24 protein-coding genes are annotated in these 22,116 nt (G+C 39.9%); 12 read left to right on the top strand and 12 right to left on the bottom strand.

The window, feature by feature from the left end:
* The first annotated feature begins 117 nt into the window (after positions 1-117).
* Complete coding sequence (gene rsgA, locus ACGTNH_RS12350; protein WP_394587170.1) at positions 118-1,128, top strand: ribosome small subunit-dependent GTPase A; 1,011 nt, start codon at positions 118-120, stop codon at positions 1,126-1,128.
* 208 nt (positions 1,129-1,336) lie between these two features.
* On the opposite strand, the gene ACGTNH_RS12345 is transcribed toward rsgA, so the two are convergent.
* The 3 genes from ACGTNH_RS12345 to ACGTNH_RS12335 form a co-directional block, all read right to left on the bottom strand.
* Positions 1,337-2,188 carry a DUF1206 domain-containing protein gene (locus tag ACGTNH_RS12345; protein ID WP_394587169.1) on the bottom strand — a complete coding sequence of 284 codons (852 nt, stop codon included), beginning with the start codon at positions 2,186-2,188 and terminating at the stop codon, positions 1,337-1,339.
* 40 nt (positions 2,189-2,228) lie between these two features.
* The gene (locus ACGTNH_RS12340) at positions 2,229-2,393 is read right to left on the bottom strand and encodes a hypothetical protein (protein WP_394587167.1); all 165 of its coding nucleotides are present in this window, start codon (positions 2,391-2,393) and stop codon (positions 2,229-2,231) included.
* A gap of 529 nt (positions 2,394-2,922) precedes the next feature.
* Positions 2,923-4,056: an alcohol dehydrogenase catalytic domain-containing protein gene (locus ACGTNH_RS12335; protein ID WP_394587165.1), complete on the bottom strand. Its 1,134-nt coding sequence runs from the start codon at positions 4,054-4,056 to the stop codon at positions 2,923-2,925.
* Between the two features lie 159 nt (positions 4,057-4,215).
* Here ACGTNH_RS12335 and ACGTNH_RS12330 point away from each other — a divergent pair, with 159 nt between their 5' ends.
* A complete protein-coding gene (locus ACGTNH_RS12330) occupies positions 4,216-5,142 on the top strand; it encodes a manganese-dependent inorganic pyrophosphatase (RefSeq protein ID WP_394587163.1) in 927 nt (308 codons plus the stop codon).
* Positions 5,143-5,179: 37 nt separating this feature from the next.
* Here ACGTNH_RS12330 and ACGTNH_RS12325 read toward each other — a convergent pair whose 3' ends face one another.
* Entirely contained in the window at positions 5,180-5,785 is a 606-nt protein-coding gene (locus ACGTNH_RS12325) for a GNAT family N-acetyltransferase (RefSeq protein WP_394587161.1), read from the bottom strand.
* Positions 5,786-5,901: 116 nt separating this feature from the next.
* Here ACGTNH_RS12325 and corA point away from each other — a divergent pair, with 116 nt between their 5' ends.
* The gene (gene corA, locus ACGTNH_RS12320; protein WP_394587159.1) at positions 5,902-6,855 is read left to right on the top strand and encodes a magnesium/cobalt transporter CorA; all 954 of its coding nucleotides are present in this window, start codon (positions 5,902-5,904) and stop codon (positions 6,853-6,855) included.
* A 234-nt stretch (positions 6,856-7,089) separates the two neighbouring features.
* Here the strand turns inward: corA and ACGTNH_RS12315 are convergent, their stop codons facing one another.
* A complete protein-coding gene (locus ACGTNH_RS12315) occupies positions 7,090-7,650 on the bottom strand; it encodes an FAD-dependent oxidoreductase (RefSeq protein ID WP_394587158.1) in 561 nt (186 codons plus the stop codon).
* A gap of 263 nt (positions 7,651-7,913) precedes the next feature.
* Positions 7,914-8,246 carry a hypothetical protein gene (locus tag ACGTNH_RS12310; protein ID WP_394587157.1) on the bottom strand — a complete coding sequence of 111 codons (333 nt, stop codon included), beginning with the start codon at positions 8,244-8,246 and terminating at the stop codon, positions 7,914-7,916.
* Positions 8,247-8,384: 138 nt separating this feature from the next.
* Here ACGTNH_RS12310 and ACGTNH_RS12305 point away from each other — a divergent pair, with 138 nt between their 5' ends.
* The 6 genes from ACGTNH_RS12305 to ACGTNH_RS12280 all read left to right on the top strand — a co-directional run bounded on the left by ACGTNH_RS12305 (position 8,385) and on the right by ACGTNH_RS12280 (position 13,523).
* Entirely contained in the window at positions 8,385-8,927 is a 543-nt protein-coding gene (locus ACGTNH_RS12305) for an HD domain-containing protein (protein WP_394587156.1), read from the top strand.
* Between the two features lie 85 nt (positions 8,928-9,012).
* On the top strand, positions 9,013-9,147 hold the full coding sequence (locus ACGTNH_RS12300; protein WP_394587155.1) for a hypothetical protein: 135 nt from the start codon (positions 9,013-9,015) through the stop codon (positions 9,145-9,147).
* A gap of 110 nt (positions 9,148-9,257) precedes the next feature.
* Positions 9,258-10,532: a molybdopterin molybdotransferase MoeA gene (locus tag ACGTNH_RS12295; protein WP_394587154.1), complete on the top strand. Its 1,275-nt coding sequence runs from the start codon at positions 9,258-9,260 to the stop codon at positions 10,530-10,532.
* A gap of 20 nt (positions 10,533-10,552) precedes the next feature.
* Complete coding sequence (moaA, locus tag ACGTNH_RS12290) at positions 10,553-11,563, top strand: GTP 3',8-cyclase MoaA (RefSeq protein ID WP_394587153.1); 1,011 nt, start codon at positions 10,553-10,555, stop codon at positions 11,561-11,563.
* A 132-nt stretch (positions 11,564-11,695) separates the two neighbouring features.
* Positions 11,696-12,121 (top strand): YwpF-like family protein, encoded by a 426-nt coding sequence (locus ACGTNH_RS12285; protein WP_394587152.1) that lies wholly within the window; start codon positions 11,696-11,698, stop codon positions 12,119-12,121.
* Positions 12,122-12,161: 40 nt separating this feature from the next.
* Entirely contained in the window at positions 12,162-13,523 is a 1,362-nt protein-coding gene (locus ACGTNH_RS12280; protein ID WP_394587151.1) for a TrkH family potassium uptake protein, read from the top strand.
* Between the two features lie 52 nt (positions 13,524-13,575).
* On the opposite strand, the gene ACGTNH_RS12275 is transcribed toward ACGTNH_RS12280, so the two are convergent.
* Together ACGTNH_RS12275 and ACGTNH_RS12270 are read right to left on the bottom strand one after the other, a co-directional pair.
* Positions 13,576-13,734 (bottom strand): YjcZ family sporulation protein, encoded by a 159-nt coding sequence (locus tag ACGTNH_RS12275; protein ID WP_394587150.1) that lies wholly within the window; start codon positions 13,732-13,734, stop codon positions 13,576-13,578.
* A gap of 78 nt (positions 13,735-13,812) precedes the next feature.
* The gene (locus tag ACGTNH_RS12270; RefSeq protein WP_394587149.1) at positions 13,813-14,013 is read right to left on the bottom strand and encodes a hypothetical protein; all 201 of its coding nucleotides are present in this window, start codon (positions 14,011-14,013) and stop codon (positions 13,813-13,815) included.
* A 200-nt stretch (positions 14,014-14,213) separates the two neighbouring features.
* On the opposite strand from ACGTNH_RS12270, the gene ACGTNH_RS12265 reads away from it, so the two are divergent.
* The 3 genes from ACGTNH_RS12265 to ACGTNH_RS12255 are packed head-to-tail and all read left to right on the top strand — an operon-like array spanning position 14,214 to position 18,015.
* Positions 14,214-15,698 (top strand): phytoene desaturase family protein, encoded by a 1,485-nt coding sequence (locus ACGTNH_RS12265; protein WP_394587148.1) that lies wholly within the window; start codon positions 14,214-14,216, stop codon positions 15,696-15,698.
* Complete coding sequence (locus tag ACGTNH_RS12260; RefSeq protein WP_394587147.1) at positions 15,695-17,176, top strand: phytoene desaturase family protein; 1,482 nt, start codon at positions 15,695-15,697, stop codon at positions 17,174-17,176. The genes ACGTNH_RS12265 and ACGTNH_RS12260 overlap by 4 nt, the downstream gene beginning before the upstream one ends.
* A gap of 2 nt (positions 17,177-17,178) precedes the next feature.
* Entirely contained in the window at positions 17,179-18,015 is an 837-nt protein-coding gene (locus tag ACGTNH_RS12255) for a phytoene/squalene synthase family protein (protein ID WP_394587146.1), read from the top strand.
* Positions 18,016-18,026: 11 nt separating this feature from the next.
* Here ACGTNH_RS12255 and ACGTNH_RS12250 read toward each other — a convergent pair whose 3' ends face one another.
* The 4 genes from ACGTNH_RS12250 to ACGTNH_RS12235 are packed head-to-tail and all read right to left on the bottom strand — an operon-like array spanning position 18,027 to position 22,032.
* Positions 18,027-19,502 carry a phytoene desaturase family protein gene (locus ACGTNH_RS12250; RefSeq protein ID WP_394587145.1) on the bottom strand — a complete coding sequence of 492 codons (1,476 nt, stop codon included), beginning with the start codon at positions 19,500-19,502 and terminating at the stop codon, positions 18,027-18,029.
* Entirely contained in the window at positions 19,499-20,605 is a 1,107-nt protein-coding gene (locus tag ACGTNH_RS12245; RefSeq protein WP_394587144.1) for a glycosyltransferase family 2 protein, read from the bottom strand. Before ACGTNH_RS12245 ends, ACGTNH_RS12250 begins: the two co-directional genes overlap by 4 nt.
* 13 nt (positions 20,606-20,618) lie before the next feature.
* Positions 20,619-21,281: a lysophospholipid acyltransferase family protein gene (locus tag ACGTNH_RS12240; protein ID WP_394587143.1), complete on the bottom strand. Its 663-nt coding sequence runs from the start codon at positions 21,279-21,281 to the stop codon at positions 20,619-20,621.
* Entirely contained in the window at positions 21,268-22,032 is a 765-nt protein-coding gene (locus ACGTNH_RS12235) for a carotenoid biosynthesis protein (RefSeq protein ID WP_394587142.1), read from the bottom strand. The genes ACGTNH_RS12240 and ACGTNH_RS12235 overlap by 14 nt, the downstream gene beginning before the upstream one ends.
* Between the last annotated feature and the right edge of the window lie 84 nt (positions 22,033-22,116).

Raw genomic sequence — 22,116 nt, 5'->3', positions numbered from 1 at the left:
TAAAGGAGCTGATGTGTTATGAGAAAATTTTATTTCGTACAAAACATTTACCATCTATCACAAACAGGAGGACACATCAGCTAAACGTGAGCGTCCTCCCATATTAGGAGGATTTTAGTGAAAGTAAAAAGTTTGCCAATAGAAGTAACTGATCAATTAAAAAGTGGTGAGCAGGCAGGGCGTATAGCACGCTCATCTTCAAGTATTTTTACACTATGGACAGAACAAGGAACACTTCAAGGTCATTTGTCAGGAAAATTCCGCTATAAATCACCGATACGACCAGTGGTAGGGGATTGGGTGGTCTTCGAACCTTATGATCAAGGAAAAGCTCTTGTACACGGAGTGTTAACAAGGAATACAGTACTGTCTAGAAAAGAACCAGGCAGGCAGCATAATGAACAGGTAATTGCTGCGAACATGAATGTTGTGATTATCTTAACGGCGATGAACTCAGAATTTAACTTGCAGCGTTTGGAAAGATATGTTTATCAAGTATATGAGAGTGGAGCAGCCCCGCTGATCGTTTGTACAAAAAGGGATTTGTGTGAGGCGCCGGAAATTTTTATTCATCAAATTGAACAAAGAATTCCAGCTGTACCTGTTTACGGAGTAAGCAGTGTATCGTTAGATGGGATGGAAGAGTTTATGAAAGAGCTGCAATCTGGTTACACCTATGCATTAATTGGCTCTTCTGGAGTGGGGAAATCCACGTTAATTAATTTCTTGCTTAGGGAGGATGTACAGCAAACAAAACATGTTCGCTCCCAGGATGATAAAGGCCGCCACACCACTACTCACAGGGAAATGTTCACTCTTGATAACGGCTTGGTGTTCATTGACACTCCAGGTATGAGAGAGGTTCAGTTATGGGGTGATGGAGAAGGTGTGGAAGCGGCTTTCTCAGACATTGAAAAGCTGGCTTTGACTTGTAAGTTCCGTGACTGTAAGCATGAAAGTGAACCGGGGTGCGTCGTTCTGCAAGCGGTTGATTCAGGTAAGCTGAACGCTGAGAGAGTAAAGAATTATCATAAATTAAACCGAGAGCTTCATCGGCTTGAGTTAAAAGAAAAGTATGGCACACATCGCACAAATCGAATTCTTCATGGACCTCGTTCAGCAAAGTAGTGAAAAAGCATAAAATAAAGAAAGATTGAAAGTCGAGTAAAAAATCGTAGACGTTTTTTACTCGACTTTTTAATATCTCAGGTTGGTTAAATTCAATTAATTACCATGCAGATACACTAAAGAGTCAAGATAAAGACTTGTCCATAAATAGTTCATTCACGAAGATGGAGCATACTAGAAGGAGTGGTAAACTGCGCTGCACAGAACCTTACTTACCAAAGCTCATTCTTTCATAACGGCCCCGTGTTATTTCATAGATACCATAAAGAATAAAACCTAGCGCAACAATGCCTAACAGCCATTGGCCAAAAGGCTGTTGAGAGACTTCGGCCAAGGCACCATCCAATCCTTTAGATTCATCCGGGTTGGAAGTCATAGCCGTCTGCACGAAGAAAAATCCTATAATAGCCAGAACCGCGCCTCTAGAGATTAATCCCATTTTCCCAGACTGCTTAGCAATTTTTCTTTCATGTTCATTCATTTCATGATGATTAAATTTCTTTAAAAAATGGTTAGTCGCTCCGCTATAAAATTCTGTCACTCCATATCCAATAATAATAAGCCCCAAAAGACCGACCAGCCCTGGTCCAAATGGTTGACCTAATAACATCGCAGATATGGATTGCTCGGAGTTACCGCTGCTTCCGGCATGCATGGCAATTTGAAAAGCGTTTAAAGCAAGGGCACCATAAATGCCCCCTCCAACGAGATATCCAGTTCGTGTAATTAAACCTTTTATATCTCTTCCTTTATTGGAAGTGTCATAAATAGATTTAATGATTACCCATGTAAGATAACCGATAAGGCCAATGCCTATAATCCAAAGTAAAACTTCGCCAAAAGGCTGGGAAGCTAGTGATCGAAACATACCTCCTGTACCAGTTGTTTCACCGCCTGCGCCAATAGCTGCCATAAAAGAGAGGACGCCTACTAGGCCGTATACTGTTCCTTTCATCATATGTCCGAAGCGGCCGAATCTTCTGATCCAAGGTTTTATTTCTTCAGAATTATTATTATTTTGTAATTTTTTCTTGCGCTTCGATATAAAAGTTGTACTCATCGTCCTGACTCCCTCTAACGTAATGGTTAAACATAACTTATTAGTTCCCTGGTTCAATTTTTGCAAACCCTAAAAGAAACAACAACTTAAGCTGCTGTTTCTCAGCTTGAAGAGAAATCTTAAAGAGCGTCACGAATTGCTTGCCGCGGGCACGGCCCGCTCGCGCTGCACCGGACGTGGCCGGTTTTAATCGACCAGGCGTCATCCGCGAAAGCTCCTCGTGTCATCAACAAAGATCAATCTAAAACCTATCGATATGTTGTCTGGCTAAATCACTAATGTGAAAACGAATCGTTAAATTTATGTAGGAATAGTACATATTTTAATTGTTAGAAGAAAAGCGTCCTGTGTGGAAATTAAATTCCACGCAGGACGCTTTTATAATTCTATCTTTCATCGATCTTTAGTTTTGGATGGCATCAAACGACTCCCTTTCTTCGGGCTAATGGTGTGCCTCCAAGGACTTTATCAGCCCTGTGGGGTCACACCTCATTCCCATTTCCCTCAGGAGTCTCGCCGTTTCCTCCAACCATTTTTCGAAATAGATCTTGAGCATTGATTTACTCAAACTGAGCCTTTATGAAAGCAGCGTTTGCTAAAGGACATTCACATCGAGAGTCTCGTGGTGGCCATTTTTATAGGATTCTTAATACTTTCTAACGATAGAAATTTTCCCATTCATAAAAGACCGCAGAGAAATGAAGGTTTCTTTAAGGTGCCGCTTCCTATTTATCTTATGGTTTTAAAATTACTTTGATGTTTCCATCTTCTTTTTTATCAAAAACATCGTAGCCTTTTGCAGCATCTTCGATATTCATGGTATGCGTAATGATATCTGTAGGATCAAACTCATTGTTTTCTACCATATCGTAGAGTTTCGGCATTAAATGGATGACAGGGGCCTGTCCCATTTTTAATGAAATGTTCCTGCTGAAGAAGTCGCCGAGTGGAAACCCATTGGCTTCCGTGCCATATACACCTGTTAATTGTACTGTACCGAATTTTCGAATCGCTTGTGAGGCTGTAATAATCGGGCTTATTGTTCCAAATTGATTATCATGCTCCGAACCAAACTCTTCTTTAGGAGAGACTGTTCCGTCCATACCTACACAATCAATAATGACATCGGCTCCGCCTTTAGTTTCATGAAAAAGCAAGGAGCCTATTTCATCGGTGTTTGAAAAATTAAACGTTTCCACATTGTTCGTTCGTTTGGCGTGCTCCAATCTGTGGTCCACGTGATCAACGGCAATAACACGTTTGGCCCCCTTAAGGGCAGCAAACTTTTGACTCATTAAGCCGATAGGGCCGCTTCCTAATACGATGACGGTGTCGCCTTCTTTAACACCGCTGCTTTCTACACTCCAATAGGCAGTAGGAATCACGTCAGATAAAAACACTACTTGTTCATCATCCAGTTCACTTGACTCGGGTACTTTAAATGAAGTGAAGTCAGCATAAGGAACTCTTAAATATTCAGCTTGTCCCCCCGGGTAGCCTCCAAAAGGTTCTGTAAAGCCGAAGAGACCGCCAGCATCGCTATGAGGGTTCGATTCATCGCACTGACTTTCCATTTGGTTTTTACAGAAAAAGCATTCTCCGCACCCTATATTAAACGGGATAACGACGCGGTCTCCTTTTTGTAAGCTTTTCACATCACTTCCTACTTCCTCTACTATTCCCATAGGCTCGTGACCTACAATGTAATCTTCTTGAGGCTCGATACCGCCTTTATATAAATGAAGGTCTGATCCACAAATACCGCTGGCAGTTATTCGAACAATCATGTCACCACTATTTTGCAAAGATGGAGCCGGCATATCTTTAACGACCATTTTCTCTTTACCTTGATAAGTTACAGCTTTCATCGATGTCACTTCCTTTTTAACGATTTAATGGTCTATTTCCATTATTTAGCTTCTTTAAACAATAGATTTTATATGGAGATAATAGACGTATAGTGGAATTTCCCTTATAATCGGAACTGGAGTTGTAATTACATATTGTGAGGTAAAGGAGAGGTTATCATGTCAAAGAAGCTCGTTTTTGGACACAAAAATCCAGACACGGATACGATTTGCTCAGCCATCGTTTATGCTGAACTTAAACATAAGTTAGGTGAAGATGTAGAAGCTGTTCGTTTAGGAGAGGTAAACAGTGAAACGCAGTACGCACTGGATCATTTTAACGTAGATGCACCTAGAGAAGTTCAAACTGTAAGCAATGAAGTGGAGCAGGTGATTCTTGTCGACCATAATGAACGCCAGCAAAGCGCTGAAGACATTGACGAAGTTCAAGTAACTGAAGTGATTGATCATCATAGAATCGCAAATTTCGAAACAAATGGGCCGCTTTATTACCGGGCAGAACCGGTAGGCTGTACAGCTACAATATTAACAAAAATGTTTAAAGAAAAAGGGCAGGATATTTCTAAGAGTACAGCAGGCTTGCTGCTATCATCCATCATTTCAGACTCTCTTTTATTCAAATCTCCGACTTGCACGGAAGAAGATGTAGAGGTTGCGAAAGAGCTGGAAGCTATTGCAGGAGTTGAAGCTGAGGTGTACGGCCTTGATATGCTTAAAGCTGGTGCAGATATCAGCGACTCTACGGCTGAGGAACTATTGTCTTTAGATGCAAAAGAATTTTCAATGGGCGATGCTAAAGTAGAAATTGCCCAGGTTAACACAGTAGACACACAGGAAGTACTACAGCGGAAAGCTGAACTTACGAAAGCTATTCACGAAACAGTATCTTCAAAGTCTCTGGATTTGTTTGTGTTTGTCATTACGGATATTCTCACAAACGATTCCACGGTTATTGCAATTGGTGATCAATCGAATGCGGTTAACCAGGCGTTTGGAGTTGAATTGACAGATAATCAAGCTGTTTTAAACGGTGTAGTGTCACGTAAGAAGCAAATCGTACCACCGTTAAATGAGCAACTAGGTTAAATGTAAAAGAGAAGGACTCTATCCAATAGAGTCCTTCTCAGCTTGTAGAGAAACCCAGCCTGTTCATTCTTTTTTTTGCTTCATCCCACTCTTCTCTTAGAATTCCCATTCGAATAGAGTCATAATGTTTACCTTCATAAATTCTGCATTTTCGCAAACGGCCTTCCAGCTTCATTCCTAATTTTTCTCCAACTCTCATCATTCGTTCATTTTTTGACCATGTAGTTATACCAACCCTGGCGATAGGAAAGCTTGCAAACATGTGATCAATCCACATTCGTAAGGCTTTTGTTCCATAACCACCGCTCCAATAAGATGGATTATAAATGCCGATTCCCACCTCAAGCCATAAAGAAGCTTTATGCTCCCAATAGTAAGAAACCGTCCCAATAATAGTGTTGTCTACTTCTATCACCAGTCTTGAATCAGGTTCCTCGTTTTTTAATCTTTCTTTTCTGGCGTTCTCGTGACTGCGGTACGTATCGATCGTGTGGGGTTCAAGAGGATAGTAAGGAGCGTCCCATTTTTTCCATTCAGGATCTGCATCTCCATAAATGAGATGAAATAAAGAAGGGATATCCTCATCCGTTATACTTCGTAACTGGAAGGTGTCACTTTTTAATAATGTTTTCGTTGCACTCATAAATATCCCCCTTATTAGGGTATCTTATCTCTATCCTATCATATAAAAATAAAAGAGCAGATGTTTTAGTTCAACGTAAACGGGTAATTTAGGATCGTAAGGAGAAAGGTGATAGGATGTTAAGAATTTACGGATATTCAAAGACGGAAGGACTGCAGCATTTTTCCGAGTTGGCAGAATTAACTACTGCCAACTACGATTGGTACTGGGTGGATTTTGAAAAACCTACACAGGATGAAGTGGGTTTGCTGCGTACATATTTTCAATTTCATCCGCTGGCGATAGAAGATTGTCTCCATGACTTGCAGCGGCCAAAGATTGATTATTATGATGACCATACGTTTTTTGTGTTTCACGCGCTGCATAAAAAAAGCTTAGATCGAAGTGAGATTAACCTGTTCCTTGGGGAAGACTTTGTTGTTACTTTTCACAAGCAGCCATGTGAGGAAATAGATTCAGTCGAAAGGCTGTTAAAACGAAATAATGGTCAAAATAATAATCTAGATGAATACTTTATCCTCTATCAACTGCTTGATAACGTGGTGGATCATTATTTTCCTATTGTTTATGAAATTGAAGATCATATTAATGAAATTGAAGATAATACGAAAAATCTCACTATGGAGCAGTTGTTAGAAGAGTTATTTGATCGGAGAAGCGAACTATTAAAAATTCGACAAACTATTCATCCGATGAGAGATTTACTTTATAGGATGTTGTATACACATCCTCTTGAAGGGGTTCAGGAGAGAAGAGAATACTTTGCTGACGTTTATGACCATTTGATAAAAGCAGCGGAGATCGTCGCTTCTAACCGAGAGATGACACAAGATATAAGGGATAGTTATTTATCTTTAAACTCTCACCAAACCAATAGAACGATGCAGATTCTTACTGTTATTTCTGTTATTTTTATGCCGTTAACGTTTGTGGTAGGTGTATATGGCATGAATTTCGTTAACATGCCTGAACTAGAAACAGAGTCCGGTTATTACGTCGTTTGGTTCATTATGATTGCTATGGTTGTCACAATGGTCTTCTGGTTTAAGAAAAAAGGATGGTTTGATTAAAAGAAGAGGTTGGACCATAACTGAATAAGGCATAATATAATCCGAACGATTTTATTGAAATCAGTTCGGATTATTTATGTGCCAAGAAAGAATTTTACCATCGCTCCGTCAAAATACTTCGCTTTCCGTGCCCGCGGCAAGCATCCACCGAAAAGCGATTTTCCTCTACAAGCTGTGTTTCTTTACTTAGAATTTGATAAGACTCCGCGTTGATATAGGTCATTGAAAATCTTTTCATTTAAGGATGTCATGGTCTACATAACGTTCTCCATTTAATTCACTTATAACATTAACCGCCACTTTTGCTCCATCACCAGCTGTGATGATCGTATGCACACTCACTCCAGCTACAGTACCTGCTGCCCACACGTTCGGTCGGTCTGTTCGGCCTTCATCATTCACCTCAATTATTTTTGCAACTCTCGGCTCTGTGCCGTCTATAACTGTAAGACCAAACGACTCAGCGAGCTTAGCGGACATTCCAGTAGCAAAGATAAGGTGATCTGCATCGTAGGATTGCTGCTCTGTTTCTACGGTCAATCCGTTATCACCTTCTTGGACTGAAATTACATTTTCTTTCACCAGTTCTGCGCCAAATTTAGTAGCTTGGCTTTGTCCAGTTTTTAATAGTTCTGGACCTTCCGTTTCTTTTACACCATAATGATTTTCTACCCAAGCTTTTGCAGTAATGCTTTTCCCGCTATCAAAAAATATAACCTGTTTTCCTGCTTTGGCAGCAAATAAAGCTGCGCTGGCTCCAGCTGGCCCCGCCCCAATAATTGCAATATCGTACATGAAATCTCTCCTTTACGTTCGTTTCTTTTATTATACTGAACGATAAAAAAATAGTAAAAAACCCCATCATTTATAGGCGATGACAGGGATTAGCGTTTAGAACAGGGGTAGAAATACGTAAGTAGTAACAACCCATAATACGGCAAGGAAAATAACTAAGTAAATGATGTATTTTAGACGGTATAACAGTGATTCAGAGCTCTTATATCGTTTCTTATCTTTCGAATGTAAAGGCTCCATCTTCATTGACCCCTCGATTTAAATTACACAGAAATAGATGTTTCACTATTCATATCCGCTTCATTGTATTGGGAACGAATGTTAATGTCAGCGATACAGCCGCTGCATTCTTTTTGAATCATTTCGTATACTTCTTCAATATTTTCTCCGTCGATAATCATTAAAGCCGGCTGGTCGATATCCACAAATAGAAAAAAGGATAATAGCTTTGTTAGATGAGCGGCGTCAGCAATAAGATGATTTTGATGTAAATAGATGTTTCGATTATTTTTTGTTGAGTATTTATAAATATTTACAAGTTGGTTGGTGGATAATGGTTGGTTAAAGTATATGTGATAAGAGGATAGTTGCCCCATCTCTGTCACCTCCCATGAAAAAGTATCTTACAATAACACTACCCCCCCTTCTTTTAAAATAAACATGGATATATAAAAGGCCTGGCTTGTGGAGAGAGTTCAGTAATGGTATATTTTTTTGAAAAGAGAGGTGATTGAATGCCGAAAGTTACGTTAGTAGACGTATTTAAACATCGTATTACGCAAAAATACCTGAGACGTTCAGGCATTCATCATGCAGTTACTGTGGCTCATCACGCGTTTAACTTAGCTGTGAAATCAGATGTGTCCCCAGATTTAGCAACGAAATCAGCGCTGCTTCATGATATTGGGCATTATGAATGGTATAAGGATGGCAAGTGGGATTATGAAGAATATCGAAAGCACGACATCCATGCGATTAAAGGAGCTGAACGGGCTCATAAATTATTAATTCGTTTAGGAGAAGACCGTTTAGTGGCAAAAGAAGTTTCCTTAGCGGTATTGCTTCACACGGATAGTTATCTGCCTTTTTCGTTAACCAAGCAGCGAACCCCGCTGCAAGAAGTGGTGGAGGAGGCGGATCGTATGGATGAGCAGCCCCAGGGTCTGCATCATTACAATAAAATGTCTCCAAGTCATGCGATTAAACTGCTAGGTCGTTTAGATAACAAGATCTCTGATTATTACAACAATAAAAAAGTGGAAAAAGAGCACACATAGTCAGCATGAAGGCCGCATAGTTTAATTTTGTGGTTTTATAAAATCACAGCGTTATGCTAGCTTCTGAAAGAAAGGAAGAGGCCTTATGACTATCCATTTTTTTGATTATACGATTGATGTGTCTATCCAAAAGAAGAAAAGTAAATCGAATAAAGCCTTTAATAAAGAGGTGGAAGAGAAATTATTAAACCGTAAAGCTGCCTATCGGAATTTGTATTAATAACAGCCCTCTCTCGTTCTACGGGAGGGGGCTTCATTTATAAGTTTTGTAATTTCTTTTCATTTTCGTTATTGTCAACTTAAGCCCATTTTTATGAAAGAAGGATTGCAATGAATTTACATAGAAAACCTATTCGTGTAGAAGAGGCTGTACAAAGAGTTATGAACGTGGCCTCATCCACAAAAACAGAAAAAATCCCACTGGAACATGCGGATGGCCGCATACTGGCTCAGGAGGTTACAGCCACGCATGCTATTCCACCTTTTGATAAATCTCCGTACGATGGTTTTGCTATAAAAGCTGAGGATACAACACATGCAACAAAAGAAAATGCAGTGACTTTCCGTGTAACAGAAGAAATCGGTGCCGGGCACCGAGCAAGCAAACCTTTACAACGAGGAGAAGCAGTGCGGATAATGACGGGGGCTGAAATTCCTCAAGGGGCTACATGCGTTGCGATGTTCGAAATCTGTCATACGCATGAACAAGATGGGCAGTCCTATATGACAATTAAAAGAGAAATGAAGCCTGATCAGAATATCATTAAAAAAGCATCAGAAACGAAAGAGGGAACACCATTAGTTGCAAGTGGTACTGTAGTTAACCCAGGCGTTAAAGCTTTACTGGCAACATTCGGTTATGCGGAAGTTAAGGTTTGTAAAAAACCAACCGTGGGCGTATTTGCTACAGGGACTGAATTGTTAGATGTAGATCAGCCCTTAGAACCTGGAAAAATTCGCAATTCTAACGCATACATGGTAATATCTCAAGTTAATAGAAGTGGAGGAGAGGCAAAGTACTTTGGCAAGCTGGCCGATGACTTTGATACTTGCTATAAAGCGATAGCCGAAGCATTACAAATAGTGGACGTACTAATTACGACAGGTGGAGTATCTGTAGGGGATTACGATCTTATGCCCCTCGTCTATGAAAAGTTAGGTGCGGAGGTCTTATTTAATAAGATTGGTATGAGACCAGGAAGCGTAACGACTGTTGCAAATGTCAATGGTCAACTGTTGTTTGGGTTATCAGGAAATCCATCGGCTTGTTATGTTGGATTCGAACTATACACGTATCCGTATTTACAAAAATTATTGAATAGCAGCACACCTTATCACCCTGTAATAGATGCTGCTCTCGGAACTGATTTCGGAAAACCTAATCCCTTTACTCGTTTTATTAGAGGGTACATTTCTTACGAAAGAGGAAAAGTCGTTGTTTATCCAGCAGGCATGGACAAATCGGCAGTGGTTACTTCTTTGGCCAAAACGAATGTTCTAATCGTTTTAAAAGGAGGTACGAGGGGGTATCAAAAAGGGGAAGATGTTCAAGCCGTCTTGCTTGAAGATAAATCAGGCTCGGAAGAATTTTTACTAGAAGGGTAAAAGAAAGGGGAAACTGATCTATGGTTGACTATGTTTTAGACAAGCACGACCGCCCAATGAAGGATTTACGCATATCGGTCATCGATCAATGCAATTTCCGCTGTACGTATTGTATGCCGGCTGAAATTTTTGGAGATGACTACCGGTTTATGCCCGAATCAGAACTATTAAGCTTTGATGAGATCATCAGGCTTGTTAAAATATTTGCTCAGTTTGGCACGGAAAAAGTAAGAATAACGGGTGGAGAACCTCTAATGAGAAAGAACATGGATCAACTCATTGCACGAATTAAGCAAGTAGAGGGAATTCAGGATGTAGCCATAACAACGAATGCTGTTTTCTTAGTCAAACAGGCTGAAAAACTAAAAGCAGCTGGTTTGGATCGTGTGAATATCAGTTTAGATGCGATAGAGGATGAAGTGTTTAAAGAAACCAACGGCCGGGGGATAAAGACGAAGCCGGTGATTAAAGGAATTGAAGCCGCAAGAGAAGCGGGACTTCCTATAAAAATAAATATGGTGGTTAAAAAAGGCATGAATGAAGATCAAATTCTGCCGATGGCTCGATATTTCAAAGAAACAGGGGATACACTTCGCTTTATAGAGTTTATGGATGTAGGAAATCATAATGGCTGGAACATGGATACGGTTGTCTCTAAAAAGGAAATTATTGAACAAATTCATAAAGAACTGCCTTTAGAGCCAGTGGACCCTCAGTATTATGGTGAAGTAGCCAACCGATACCAGTATGAGGATGGTTCCGCTGAGATTGGTGTTATTTCCTCTGTGACTGATGCGTTCTGCAGTACATGTACGAGAGTTCGTCTATCTGCAGACGGTCACTTATTCACTTGTTTATTTGCCTCAAAAGGTTATGATATTCGTTCCATGCTGAGAGATAATGAACCAGATGAAGCCATTATTTCAAGGTTGATTCATATTTGGACGAAACGGGACGACCAATATTCGGTCGATCGTAAAAATGGAAAACCGACGCGTAAAAAAATCGAAATGTCCTATATTGGAGGGTAACGGAGCGAGCTCATTATTAGAGCTCGCTTCATTTTCTGTCGTATTCTTTTGCAAAAATGAAATACAGCTTTGCTCTATTTGCTTTCGTCCTCTATAATAATGATAGAATTCCAATCGGAGGTGCTAGAGGCTGTGAAAACATTCAAGCTGGTTTCCCTTGATATTGTGGAAGAGAAAAATGAGGACATTACGCAGCGCCGCATTAAATTAAATGACGGATTAATTATTAATCGTGAAGACGATCGAGGCCGCTGGGTCATCGAGGCTTACGTAGATAGTCAATATGAAGACTACTTTCATCAGATTTTAACCAATTCGGAAGAACTGCTTATTCAAGTGAAAATTACGAAAAGCAGTAATCAGCCAGCCACTTTCTTAGCGAATGTGATTGATACCAACATGATTGGAAATGATATGAATGTAATATTTATGTGTACGATGGTGGATCGTAGAAGAGAGCACATTGAAAAAGTTTTAAAAACTCTTTTAGATGAAGGCTATCAAGGTGAAGATTTATTAGAAGAGTTTAAAAGACGAGGCGAAGAAGCAAGTACGTAATTCGCTAATACATAAAAGAATGTAAAAGGGGCTTGTGTTTATGTTGTGGGTGAGAAAGCGAAATTGGAGATGGATTAATGAATTATCTCCTTTCCAATTAATCGCATTGTTTTATTTGTTTGCAGTAACCATTTCATCCATATTGATTGCTCTTCCTGTTGCACACAAGCCTGGAGTAGAGTTATCATTTATCGATATTTTATTTACTGCCGTTAGTGCAGTCAGTGTAACAGGTCTAACTACAGTTCCAACAGCTGAAACGTTTAGTACCACTGGCTATTTCATATTAGCATTCGTGCTGCAGTTTGGCGGGATCGGAGTAATGACGGTAGGTACGATGATCTGGCTTATCCTGGGGAAGAAAATTGGTTTAAGAGAGCGACGGTTAATTATGGCGGATCATAATCGATCTTCTTTTCAGGGCATGGTTCGTATGGTTAAGCAGATTGTGATCGTTGTTTTAATTATAGAATTTATCGGGTTTCTCACATTAGGCACCTATTTTCTGCAGTATTATGATCCTGGAGAAGCTTACTTACAAGGATTTTTTGGGGCCATTAGTGCGATGACGAATGGCGGTTTTGATATTACTGGAGCGTCACTCGTTCCTTTTCGTAATGATTATTTCGTCCAATTTATCAATATGATTCTTATTGTGTCTGGGGCAATCGGATTTCCTGTTTTAATCGAAGTAAAGCAATATTTGTTTAATAATGTAGAGGAACAGACCATTCAATTTTCCTTATTTGCAAAGTTGACCTCGTTTACTTTCTTCGCATTAATTGTATTTGGTGCGATTATGATTGTTTTACTGGAATTCAACCATTTCTTTGCAGGTAAAAGCTGGCATGAAGTATTTTTTTATGCTTTATTCCAATCAGTAACGACGAGAAGTGGAGGACTCTCCACCATGGATGTGAGTGAATTTGCAGAACATACGCATATATTTATGTCTTCCTTAATGTTTATTGGAGCTTCTCCAAGCAGTGTAGGGGGAGGTATTCGGACGACCACCTTTGCTTTAGTCGTTATCTTTATCTTAACCTTCGCACGCGGAGAGAATAACATTCGTGTTTTCCGCAGGGAAATTCATCATGAAGATCTAAACCGGGCAGTGGTAGTTACTATTATGGCTTTATTTACGGTATTTCTATCCGTATTAGCACTATCCATTACTGAGAATTTTTCATTAAATGCGATTATTTTTGAAGTTTGTTCTGCTTTCGGAACGGTAGGACTTTCCCTGGGGATTACCCCGGAGTTATCATCTTTTGCCAAGCTTATTCTCATGGCTTTAATGTTTATCGGACGAATAGGGATCTTAACATTTCTATTCAGCTTCCATAATGATAAGAAAAAATCAAATTATCATTTTCCTAAAGAGAGGATTCTTATCGGGTAGTAAAATAGCTGTCTCCAACATCATGGAGACAGCTATTTTTTTACTATTCAGTTTAGCAGTAGAATGCCGCACCTACGATGATTAAAAGAATGAACAACACCACGATTAACGCAAAGCTGCTGCCGGGTCTAGGGCATCTGCGTCCGTGTCCGTAGCCGCCGTAAGGACTGTTTGCATAAGGACTGTTTGCGTAAGGACTGTTTTCGTACATCATCTCACCTCCTGAATGATTACTCTTTAGCCTATGCAGGCAAATGGAGGTGGTATGGGGATATACCCAGATTGAGGTCTATAAATCGATAAAAGTGTAAACGGCAATGGTGACAATTTTGCAAGGCTCATTTAAACCGTGCTGCAGCTTATGTTGGACATGTTTATACTCTTCTTCGAGTTCATCGTGCCAGTGGTTAATGTGTTCCTCTCTTAATTCGCCTAGTAGTAATGGGGCTCTTATGTCTTCTTGTAAAGATGATATTCTTTGGTTATTCATATCGCCTGTCCTCCTTCTTCTTATCTTGTACAAAACGACGTGTACTATGACTTCAAATGAGCTTAAATTAGGAGGAAGAAGGGTAAAGTCAGGTAGCAGGAATCCCGCGGCACATTGAAAGAGTGTGATCATTTGATAAAAGATACATATTCTTTGTATACTTTTTGTATAAGTTTTGTATGAGGAAGAAGGTGCGTGATATGACGAAAAAAATAGCAATTGTAGGAGCTGGCCCTGGAGGATTAGCATCAGCCATGATTCTTTCTAGTGAAGGACATGATGTACATGTATTTGAAAAACAGTCGTACGTAGGGGGAAGAAATGGGCATTTCAAATTAGGCGAATACACATTTGATATTGGTCCTACGTTCTTAAGTATGCCTCACATTGTTGAGGAGATTTTTTCTCAATCAAAACGAGATGCTCATGATTATTTAGACTTAGTCGAGCTATCCCCAATGTATGAACTTCAATTTTCTAATAAACGTATACCAATGTACCGTGATGAAAATAAAATGATCGAAGAGATTAAAAATCATTTTCCCGGTAATGAAGAGGGATACGTTCGATTTATGAACGATACAAGGAAGAAAATGAAAGCCCTGATGCCCTTATTGCAGACGCGGCATCACCGCTTAAGGGATTACGTAAGTTTACGCGCACTTAAAGCATTACCGCAGCTGTCCTTAGGGAAATCCGTTTATGATGTGCTTTCCCAGTACTTTACAGATGAAAAATTGAAAATTGCTTTTACGTTTCAAGCAAAGTATTTAGGCATGTCGCCCTGGGAATGTCCAGGTGCTTTTTCTATACTATCCTATATGGAACACGAATATGGAGTTTTCCATCCCATTGGTGGAGTCAACCAACTTTCAAAGGCAATGGCTAAAGTGGTAGACGAATACGGGGGCACTATTCACTTAAATGAAGGTGTTCAAGAATTTAATTTACACGATAAAAAAATAACGTCGCTTACATTACAATCTGGTGCATCTTTTGAAGCAGATGAAGTCATCGTTAATGCAGATTTTGCTCATGCGATGAACCATTTTATTAAAGGAGACGTATTAAAAAAATATTCTCAGCCGAAGCTTGAAAAAAAGAAATATTCTTGTTCAACTTTTATGATTTATATTGGAGCAGACAAACTTTACGATATGCCACACCATACAATTTTGTTTGCTGAGGATTACAAAAAGAATGTAGAAGAAATGACGAAGGATCTTGTGCTTTCTGAGGAGCCGTCCATTTACATTCATAATGCCAGTGTCACAGACGATACATTGGCTCCTGCTGGACATTCGGCCATCTATATTTTAGCACCTGTACCGAATAATTATGCTGCAATTGACTGGGCGGGTAAACAGAACCAATTTAAACAGCTGATTCTAGAAGAAGTGGAGAAAAAAACGGGGTTTAATGATTTAAGGAAGCACATCGTAGAAGAAAAAGTACTCACCCCGATGCAATGGGAAACGGATCATTTTGTGCACAAAGGAGCGACCTTCAGTATGGGGCATCAGCTTTCTCAAATGATGTATTTCCGCCCGCATAACCGTTTTGAAGAATTAAGCAATTGCTGGCTTGTAGGTGGAGGAACTCACCCAGGAAGCGGGCTTCCCACCATATTGGAATCCGCAAGAATCACAACCAACTGGCTCAATGAAGAGGAGGCGGCACAATGAATAAACCTCATATAGCTATTGTGGGCGGTGGGATAGGCGGCTTAGTTACAGCTTTATTATTATCGAAAAAACAAACCCATAACATTTCGATTTTTGAAAAGAATAAACAGCTGGGCGGTCGATTGGCCTATGAAAGGAACAAAGGTTTTAAAATTGATCAAGGACCTACCATTATTCTTCTTCCGGACATGCTTATGGATATTCTTGCAGAAGGTGGAATGAACAGAGAAGATATTCCAATTCAACAATGCGATCCTTTGTATCATATTCATTTTAAAGATGGCTCCACCTATACGAAATATGCCGATAAAGAAAAACAAGTAGAGGAACTCAATAAAAAGTTTCCCGGGAATGAAAAAGGCTATGAACGCTTTTTAAAGGATATGAAAATTCGTTTTATGGAAGGGAAGGAACAGTTCTTAGAACGCTCTTTTGTCGATAAGAAGTCCTTTTTTACAAGGAAGAACATTCAAACTCTGATAAAACTAAAGGCCTACCAAAATGTCAAACGGATGATGCGGAGTTACTTTAACGACGAACGGTTGGTTGAAGCGTATACGCTGCAGACGTTATACATTGGCGGACACCCTGAACAATCACCTGCGATGTATTCACTCGTTTCTTATAGCGAGCATACGCATGGCATTTGGTATCTAAAAGGAGGGTACGCTCACTTAGTTGAATTAATTGAACATGAGCTAGTAAAAAGAGGGGTAAAGATCCATACACAAAGTGAGGTTGAGCAGCTTCCTGTTAAAAATAAGAAGGTGGAGAGCTTACAAGTATCCGGAAGAAAGCTCTCTGTTGATCAAGTAGTATTGAACGGAGATTTCCCCATCATGGATCAATTGTTAGATATGCCCCATAGGAATAAGCGGGCGTATACGCCGTCTTCTGGATGTCTGCTGTTATATATGGGACTGGATAAAAATTATCCGAATGAAGCCATCCATCAATTTTTTATGTCAGAGGACTTTGATCGTCATATGAAACAAGTTTTTTCTGAAAAATCTTTACCTGATGATCCATCCTTTTATACGTTTCATCCGTCGTTAGTGGACGCAACTTTAGCCCCGGAGGGAAAAGGAGTACTCTATACACTTATTCCAGTACCTGTGGGTAAAACGGTCGACTGGAAACAACAAAATCTGCTTATTGAAGCAGTGATCGATGAAATGGAAGAACGGGGATTTCCTGACTTAAGAAATCATATAGAATGGATGACTGTTAGAAACCCGGAACAAGCAGAAAAAGATGGGTTATTCGCAGGAGGCAGCTTTGGTATTGCACCGACCCTGTTCCAGTCAGGCGTTTTCCGCCCGCAGCTGCAGCCGTATCCAATCGATAATTTATTTGCGGTGGGGGCTTCCGTTCACCCAGGCGGCGGTATACCAATCGTTATGCAAGGAGCGAAACTGTTGTCCGATCATTTGCAAAGTGAAGGGATGACCAGGCATTATTATAAGCGAGGTGGATGACGATGACGGAAGTAAATACAGCTTATGACTACTGTAAACGTGTGATTGATCAACATTCTAAAACTTTTTCTAAAGCCTTTTCACTTTTACCTAAAGATCAAAAAAGAGCGGTCTGGGCGATTTATACATTTTGTCGCCGCGTTGATGATATTGTAGATGAAGGAAAAAATCCCGAAACAGAACTCACTCAATTCGCTGAAGAATTTAATTTATTCCTGGATGGAAACCTGCAAAGCAGTCATCCTGGGTGGATCGCACTTGAAGACGTTTTTATTAAATTTTCCATTGATCCTGCGCCTTTTCATGAAATGATCGAGGGGCAGTGGATGGATTTACGTCCCTCTTTGATAGAAGATAAACAAGACTTGCTTCATTATTGCTATCATGTGGCTAGTACGGTCGGCCTCATGCTGCTGCCTGTTATTGCACCAGGGAAAGAGAAGGAACTCAGACGAGGGGCGATTGAACTTGGGTATGCAATGCAAATTACAAATATTTTACGTGATGTAGGAGAAGACCTTGAACGAGAACGTATCTATCTTCCAAAGAAATTATTAAGAAGGTATCGTTACTCTACGAAGGATCTCGTTGAAGGCAGGGTCAATGAATCATTTATGGCTTTATGGGAAGACTTGGCACATGACGCAGAGGTTTATTATGCGAATGCATTAAGCACCCTGCCTCTCTATCCTTTGTATTCACGTACACCTGTAAAAGGTGCGGCTTATATGTATCGCGCTATTTTGAATTCTGTCCGCGATAACCACTATGAAGTATTTAGAAAACGCAATTATGTGTCTGATCAACAAAAAAAGCAAATTATTGCTGAAATGCAATAATTTGCTTTTTATTATTCAATTGATCGTAATTTCCCAAGAATCTTATCCGCTACGTTCTTTCCACTTAAGACCACCATCGGAGAGCCTCCTCCTGGATGTGTGCTGCCCCCGCAAAAATACAAGTTCTTATAATCTACGGACTGATTAAAGGGTCTTCGAAACGCTTGTAGCTTTGAGTTTGAGGAAGGCCCATAGATTGCTCCGTGAAATGCGCGGAAACGATATTGGATGTCCCGTGGTGTATAGGTCTGTTCAATTTTTACATGTGAAGACAAAGGAAAACCAGCTTCATATAACTTGTCATAAATCAAATCTCGATAGGTAGTAGCCGAGGGGGCGTCGTTGTCCTTTTGATCAGCCGGTGCATTGACGAGAATAAAGCAGTTATCTCCTCGCGGTGATACCTCGGGATCTGTTTTTGAAGAAGTACTTATATAAATCGTAGGATCAAAACTGTATTGTCCTCGTCTCAGGGTACGAAACTCTTCATAATAATTAGAGGAGAAAAGGACATGGTGATGGTTAAGCATATTGAGACGTGTATCTAATCCAGCTGTAATAACAAACGCTGATGTTGATGGATCAATGGAACAGATTTTTTTATCCTTCAAAGAGGGGCGTTCCTCTTCCGTAAGTAACGCAGGAAGGGATTCTAATAAGTCTCCGTTCACAATCACACGGTCTGCTTCAACAAACTCTCCGGTAGAAAGCTTAACACTGGAAATACGGTCACTTTTTACGTTGAATTTCTCTACCTCCGTAGAAGAATGGAGGTGAACGCCTAATTTTTTTGCTGCTTTTACAAAGCTGTCTGCGATTTTGGTATTTCCACCTTTTACATAATAAACCCCTTCATTTAACTCTAAATGAGCAATCATAGCAAAAGTAGCTGGAGAAGCGTAAGGACTAGAACCAATATAAGTGGCATACCGGTTGAGTGCTTGTACCATATGCGGATGATTGAAATAGTGTTTAAAAAAACGGTCCATGGATTGGAGGGGGCGCACTTTTCTCATCGCCCGCGCAAGAGAAGGGGATAAGTAATCCCTCCAGCTCGAAAAGGTTCGATTTAAAAAATACCGGTTCGAGAGGTGATAAAGCTTTTCAACTTCTTCTAAGAATTCGTCATAGTGCGAAGCAGCTGTAGGATCAATTTTCCGTAACTGTTCTTTCATAAAGTCGGGATTTGAAGAAAAGTCGATGGTTGTTCCGTCAGAAAATTGATTTCTTGTATGATTTTCAATCGATAAAAAAGGGAGTTCTTCGTTTGGATTCAGTCCAGCTTGAAACAGGACGTCTTTAAAAACGTGAGGCATCGTAATCGTATTGGGTCCAAAGTCGAAATGGTAGCCATCTTGATCAACCGGCATCATTTTACCTCCGAAATGTTCATTCTTTTCAAAAAGATGAACATCACCCCCTTCTTTAGCGAGATAAACAGCAGCAGATAATCCTCCAAGACCCCCTCCAACAATAACAGTCTTCATTCGTAAGACCTTCCTTTCCATTGATACGTTTTGCCGCGAAGATGCACCATCATCGATGCAAATAATAAAGCAATTAATAATGCCGCAGAGATGGGCAGCAGCCATGATAACCATAAGGGATGACGAGTTCGTGCGTCCACATACATCTTAAAAGTAACCGTAAGTAAAAACGGAAGGAAGTAAGCGATTTGTCCGCTAATGATTCCATATACACCTAAAGCAAAAGGAAAGAGAAATAAACCGATATATAAACTTGTTAAAAATACCACCATGACCGGAGAACGTCCAATTCCAGTGTAAATGTTTTTTTTGAAACCATCCCATGTCTCTTTAGAGGAATCATACATGTAAGAAACAACACTATCTGTTATGTTGCAAAGAATCATGGAAAAACCATGTTTTTTAACTTCTCTTGCAATATGTACATCCTCGACGAGGGAGCCTTTCACGGCTTTATGACCTCCTATGGCATCGTATGCTTTTTTTTCTATAAAAATAAAGATGCCGCATGCTGCTGTGAAGGCAGGAAGCCTGGTGGAATTAGCTACTGCTAAAGGTAAATGTAAAAATACAACCATGTGTTGAAGCGGGACAAGTAAATGCGAAAGCACATGACGATTCGGATAATGGGGGAAGCCGCTTAACATCGATGCTTTTCGCTTCTGAAGCGTGGCGAGTGAACGTTCAAAAATCGAAGGGTTTACCCTGGCATCTGCGTCGAGAAATAAATAATAATCACCGCTGGCATGCTGTGATAATTGATGGCAGGCATGGACTTTGCCATTCCATCCTTCAGGCAGCGGCTGCCCTTGAATAATAATAAAACGAGAGTCGTTCGACGTCTCATTTAACAGCGCTTCGTAAGTACCATCCCCGGAGTGATCATCTAACAAAATAAATTCTACGTTTTCATAAGTGACAGCTTTGAGGCATCGAACGAGTTCAGCTACATGTTCAATTTCATCACGAAGCGGTACGAGAAGAGAAACTTTTTGTCTGTATTTTATTGTTGTTTTCTTTTGTAGTTTCGGTAAAAAAAAGCTATTAGCAATGGTCCATACATTGAGCAAAATGGTTATAAATATAGCAATCGTAAGGAACATGCGCTCATCCCCCTCAATAAATCGAGAAAGGTTCTTTTTTCTCTTGAATGACTAATTTTTTTAATTCATTCAGCTGTGCGGTAACTTTCTTCTCAAACAGTTGTGTTTTTTCTTTCCTGGAAAGGCTTTTGTATAACGACTGATCAATAGGTCGACCTATAATCGCATATACGTTTGGCTTTTTCATGTGTTCTAATGAGTAATAGAGCGAGACAGGTATAACGTGGACACCTTCCGCACGTTCTGCAATATAAGAAGCTCCATTCGAAAATTCCAGCGGCCTTTTCTCTAAGTGCTGTTCATCTCCTTGGGGAAACATCCATACCGTTTTGTCTCTTTCCAGCAGTTCTGTACTGTAAGATAAGGATGAGAGTAAGTGTCGCCGGTCTTTAGAATTCATGGAATAAACCCCTATTTTTCTAAAGAATGGGAAGCGTCTGATCCCTTCTTCATGCATCATGCCATACGCATCTGATTGAACAACTTGATCATTTAAAAAGAAAATAATAAGAGCATCCCACCAGCTGGAATGATTGACAATAAATAAGCTTTTTTTAGAAATAGAGGTTGAATTTAGATTACATATTTTAATATTGTTAAAATGATGGTGGAGGAATATACGGTTAAAACGCGTAAACCCCCACATCATCCAGGGACTTTTATTAGCTTTTAACATCATGCAGCCTCCAATAATATAAAGCGTACCAAACAAGGGCAAGTACAATGACTAAAACAGCAGCTCCATAAATTCCCCCTGTAATTGCTAAAATACTAAACATAAAAATAATCGCCCCGAACATAAAAGCCATTCTTTTCTGCCATACGGGTGAGCTGGTTGATAATTGACGGGAAAAAACAAAATGCAAAGCGTGAAAAATAAAAGCTAAAATAAACCACCCGGCAAAATTAGAAAAAGGAATGTCATAATACACACCGGAACCTTCCCATAACCAGTACTCTTGTACGTGGTAGGCAACAGGATCCAGGATCAAATCCATCGTTACAGCAAGGAGGCTTGCTAAGATTAAAAAGGACGCCCACTTCAACCATCCATTTAAGGAAACGGTAACGCCTCTGGCAATTTCATGAGAACAACCAATGATAAGCAGCCAGGCGAATCCTATCGTAATGGGCGTATCTGCAATTTTTAATCCGAAGTTTTCATTATAGAGGTACTCTCCAAACAGGAATCCCGTTTCCACTCCTAAATGCTCTACATAGATGCTCACAACGATAATCAGGAGACTATACCCAATGCCTTTAATAACGCTATAGAGTTGAGTGAAGTAAATACCGCCAATGACACCGGCAGTTATAAGGAAAACACTATTTGCCCATTCCAGCCATGGGGGAAGCCAGTCAAACGTTAATAAAATAATGCCGCATATGTACCAAAATACAAAAAAGCGAAAGATCCAGGTTAACATGGTGCACCTCTTTTAAAAATAATTAAAACTATTGTAGATGAATCTTGAAAATATTGTATAATGATAAGCAATCATCTATTACTA

Origin of the sequence: Halobacillus sp. B23F22_1, from assembly GCF_043497005.1 — a bacterium.
Classification (GTDB): domain Bacteria; phylum Bacillota; class Bacilli; order Bacillales; family Halobacillaceae; genus Halobacillus_A.
Note: the sequence above shows the minus strand (reverse complement) of the source record. Positions and strands in the feature narration are given on the sequence as shown.

Coding starts and splice junctions, on each gene's coding strand:
- ACGTNH_RS12345 (WP_394587169.1), bottom strand. CDS start 2,188: ATGAGTACAACTTTTATATCGAAGCGCAAGAAAAAATTACAAAATAAT.
- ACGTNH_RS12340 (WP_394587167.1), bottom strand. CDS start 2,393: ATGACGCCTGGTCGATTAAAACCGGCCACGTCCGGTGCAGCGCGAGCG.
- ACGTNH_RS12335 (WP_394587165.1), bottom strand. CDS start 4,056: ATGAAAGCTGTAACTTATCAAGGTAAAGAGAAAATGGTCGTTAAAGAT.
- ACGTNH_RS12330 (WP_394587163.1), top strand. CDS start 4,216: ATGTCAAAGAAGCTCGTTTTTGGACACAAAAATCCAGACACGGATACG.
- ACGTNH_RS12325 (WP_394587161.1), bottom strand. CDS start 5,785: ATGAGTGCAACGAAAACATTATTAAAAAGTGACACCTTCCAGTTACGA.
- corA (WP_394587159.1), top strand. CDS start 5,902: ATGTTAAGAATTTACGGATATTCAAAGACGGAAGGACTGCAGCATTTT.
- ACGTNH_RS12315 (WP_394587158.1), bottom strand. CDS start 7,650: ATGTACGATATTGCAATTATTGGGGCGGGGCCAGCTGGAGCCAGCGCA.
- ACGTNH_RS12310 (WP_394587157.1), bottom strand. CDS start 8,246: ATGGGGCAACTATCCTCTTATCACATATACTTTAACCAACCATTATCC.
- ACGTNH_RS12305 (WP_394587156.1), top strand. CDS start 8,385: ATGCCGAAAGTTACGTTAGTAGACGTATTTAAACATCGTATTACGCAA.
- ACGTNH_RS12300 (WP_394587155.1), top strand. CDS start 9,013: ATGACTATCCATTTTTTTGATTATACGATTGATGTGTCTATCCAAAAG.
- ACGTNH_RS12295 (WP_394587154.1), top strand. CDS start 9,258: ATGAATTTACATAGAAAACCTATTCGTGTAGAAGAGGCTGTACAAAGA.
- moaA (WP_394587153.1), top strand. CDS start 10,553: ATGGTTGACTATGTTTTAGACAAGCACGACCGCCCAATGAAGGATTTA.
- ACGTNH_RS12280 (WP_394587151.1), top strand. CDS start 12,162: ATGTTGTGGGTGAGAAAGCGAAATTGGAGATGGATTAATGAATTATCT.
- ACGTNH_RS12275 (WP_394587150.1), bottom strand. CDS start 13,734: ATGTACGAAAACAGTCCTTACGCAAACAGTCCTTATGCAAACAGTCCT.
- ACGTNH_RS12270 (WP_394587149.1), bottom strand. CDS start 14,013: ATGAATAACCAAAGAATATCATCTTTACAAGAAGACATAAGAGCCCCA.
- ACGTNH_RS12265 (WP_394587148.1), top strand. CDS start 14,214: ATGACGAAAAAAATAGCAATTGTAGGAGCTGGCCCTGGAGGATTAGCA.
- ACGTNH_RS12260 (WP_394587147.1), top strand. CDS start 15,695: ATGAATAAACCTCATATAGCTATTGTGGGCGGTGGGATAGGCGGCTTA.
- ACGTNH_RS12255 (WP_394587146.1), top strand. CDS start 17,179: ATGACGGAAGTAAATACAGCTTATGACTACTGTAAACGTGTGATTGAT.
- ACGTNH_RS12250 (WP_394587145.1), bottom strand. CDS start 19,502: ATGAAGACTGTTATTGTTGGAGGGGGTCTTGGAGGATTATCTGCTGCT.
- ACGTNH_RS12245 (WP_394587144.1), bottom strand. CDS start 20,605: ATGTTCCTTACGATTGCTATATTTATAACCATTTTGCTCAATGTATGG.
- ACGTNH_RS12240 (WP_394587143.1), bottom strand. CDS start 21,281: ATGTTAAAAGCTAATAAAAGTCCCTGGATGATGTGGGGGTTTACGCGT.
- ACGTNH_RS12235 (WP_394587142.1), bottom strand. CDS start 22,032: ATGTTAACCTGGATCTTTCGCTTTTTTGTATTTTGGTACATATGCGGC.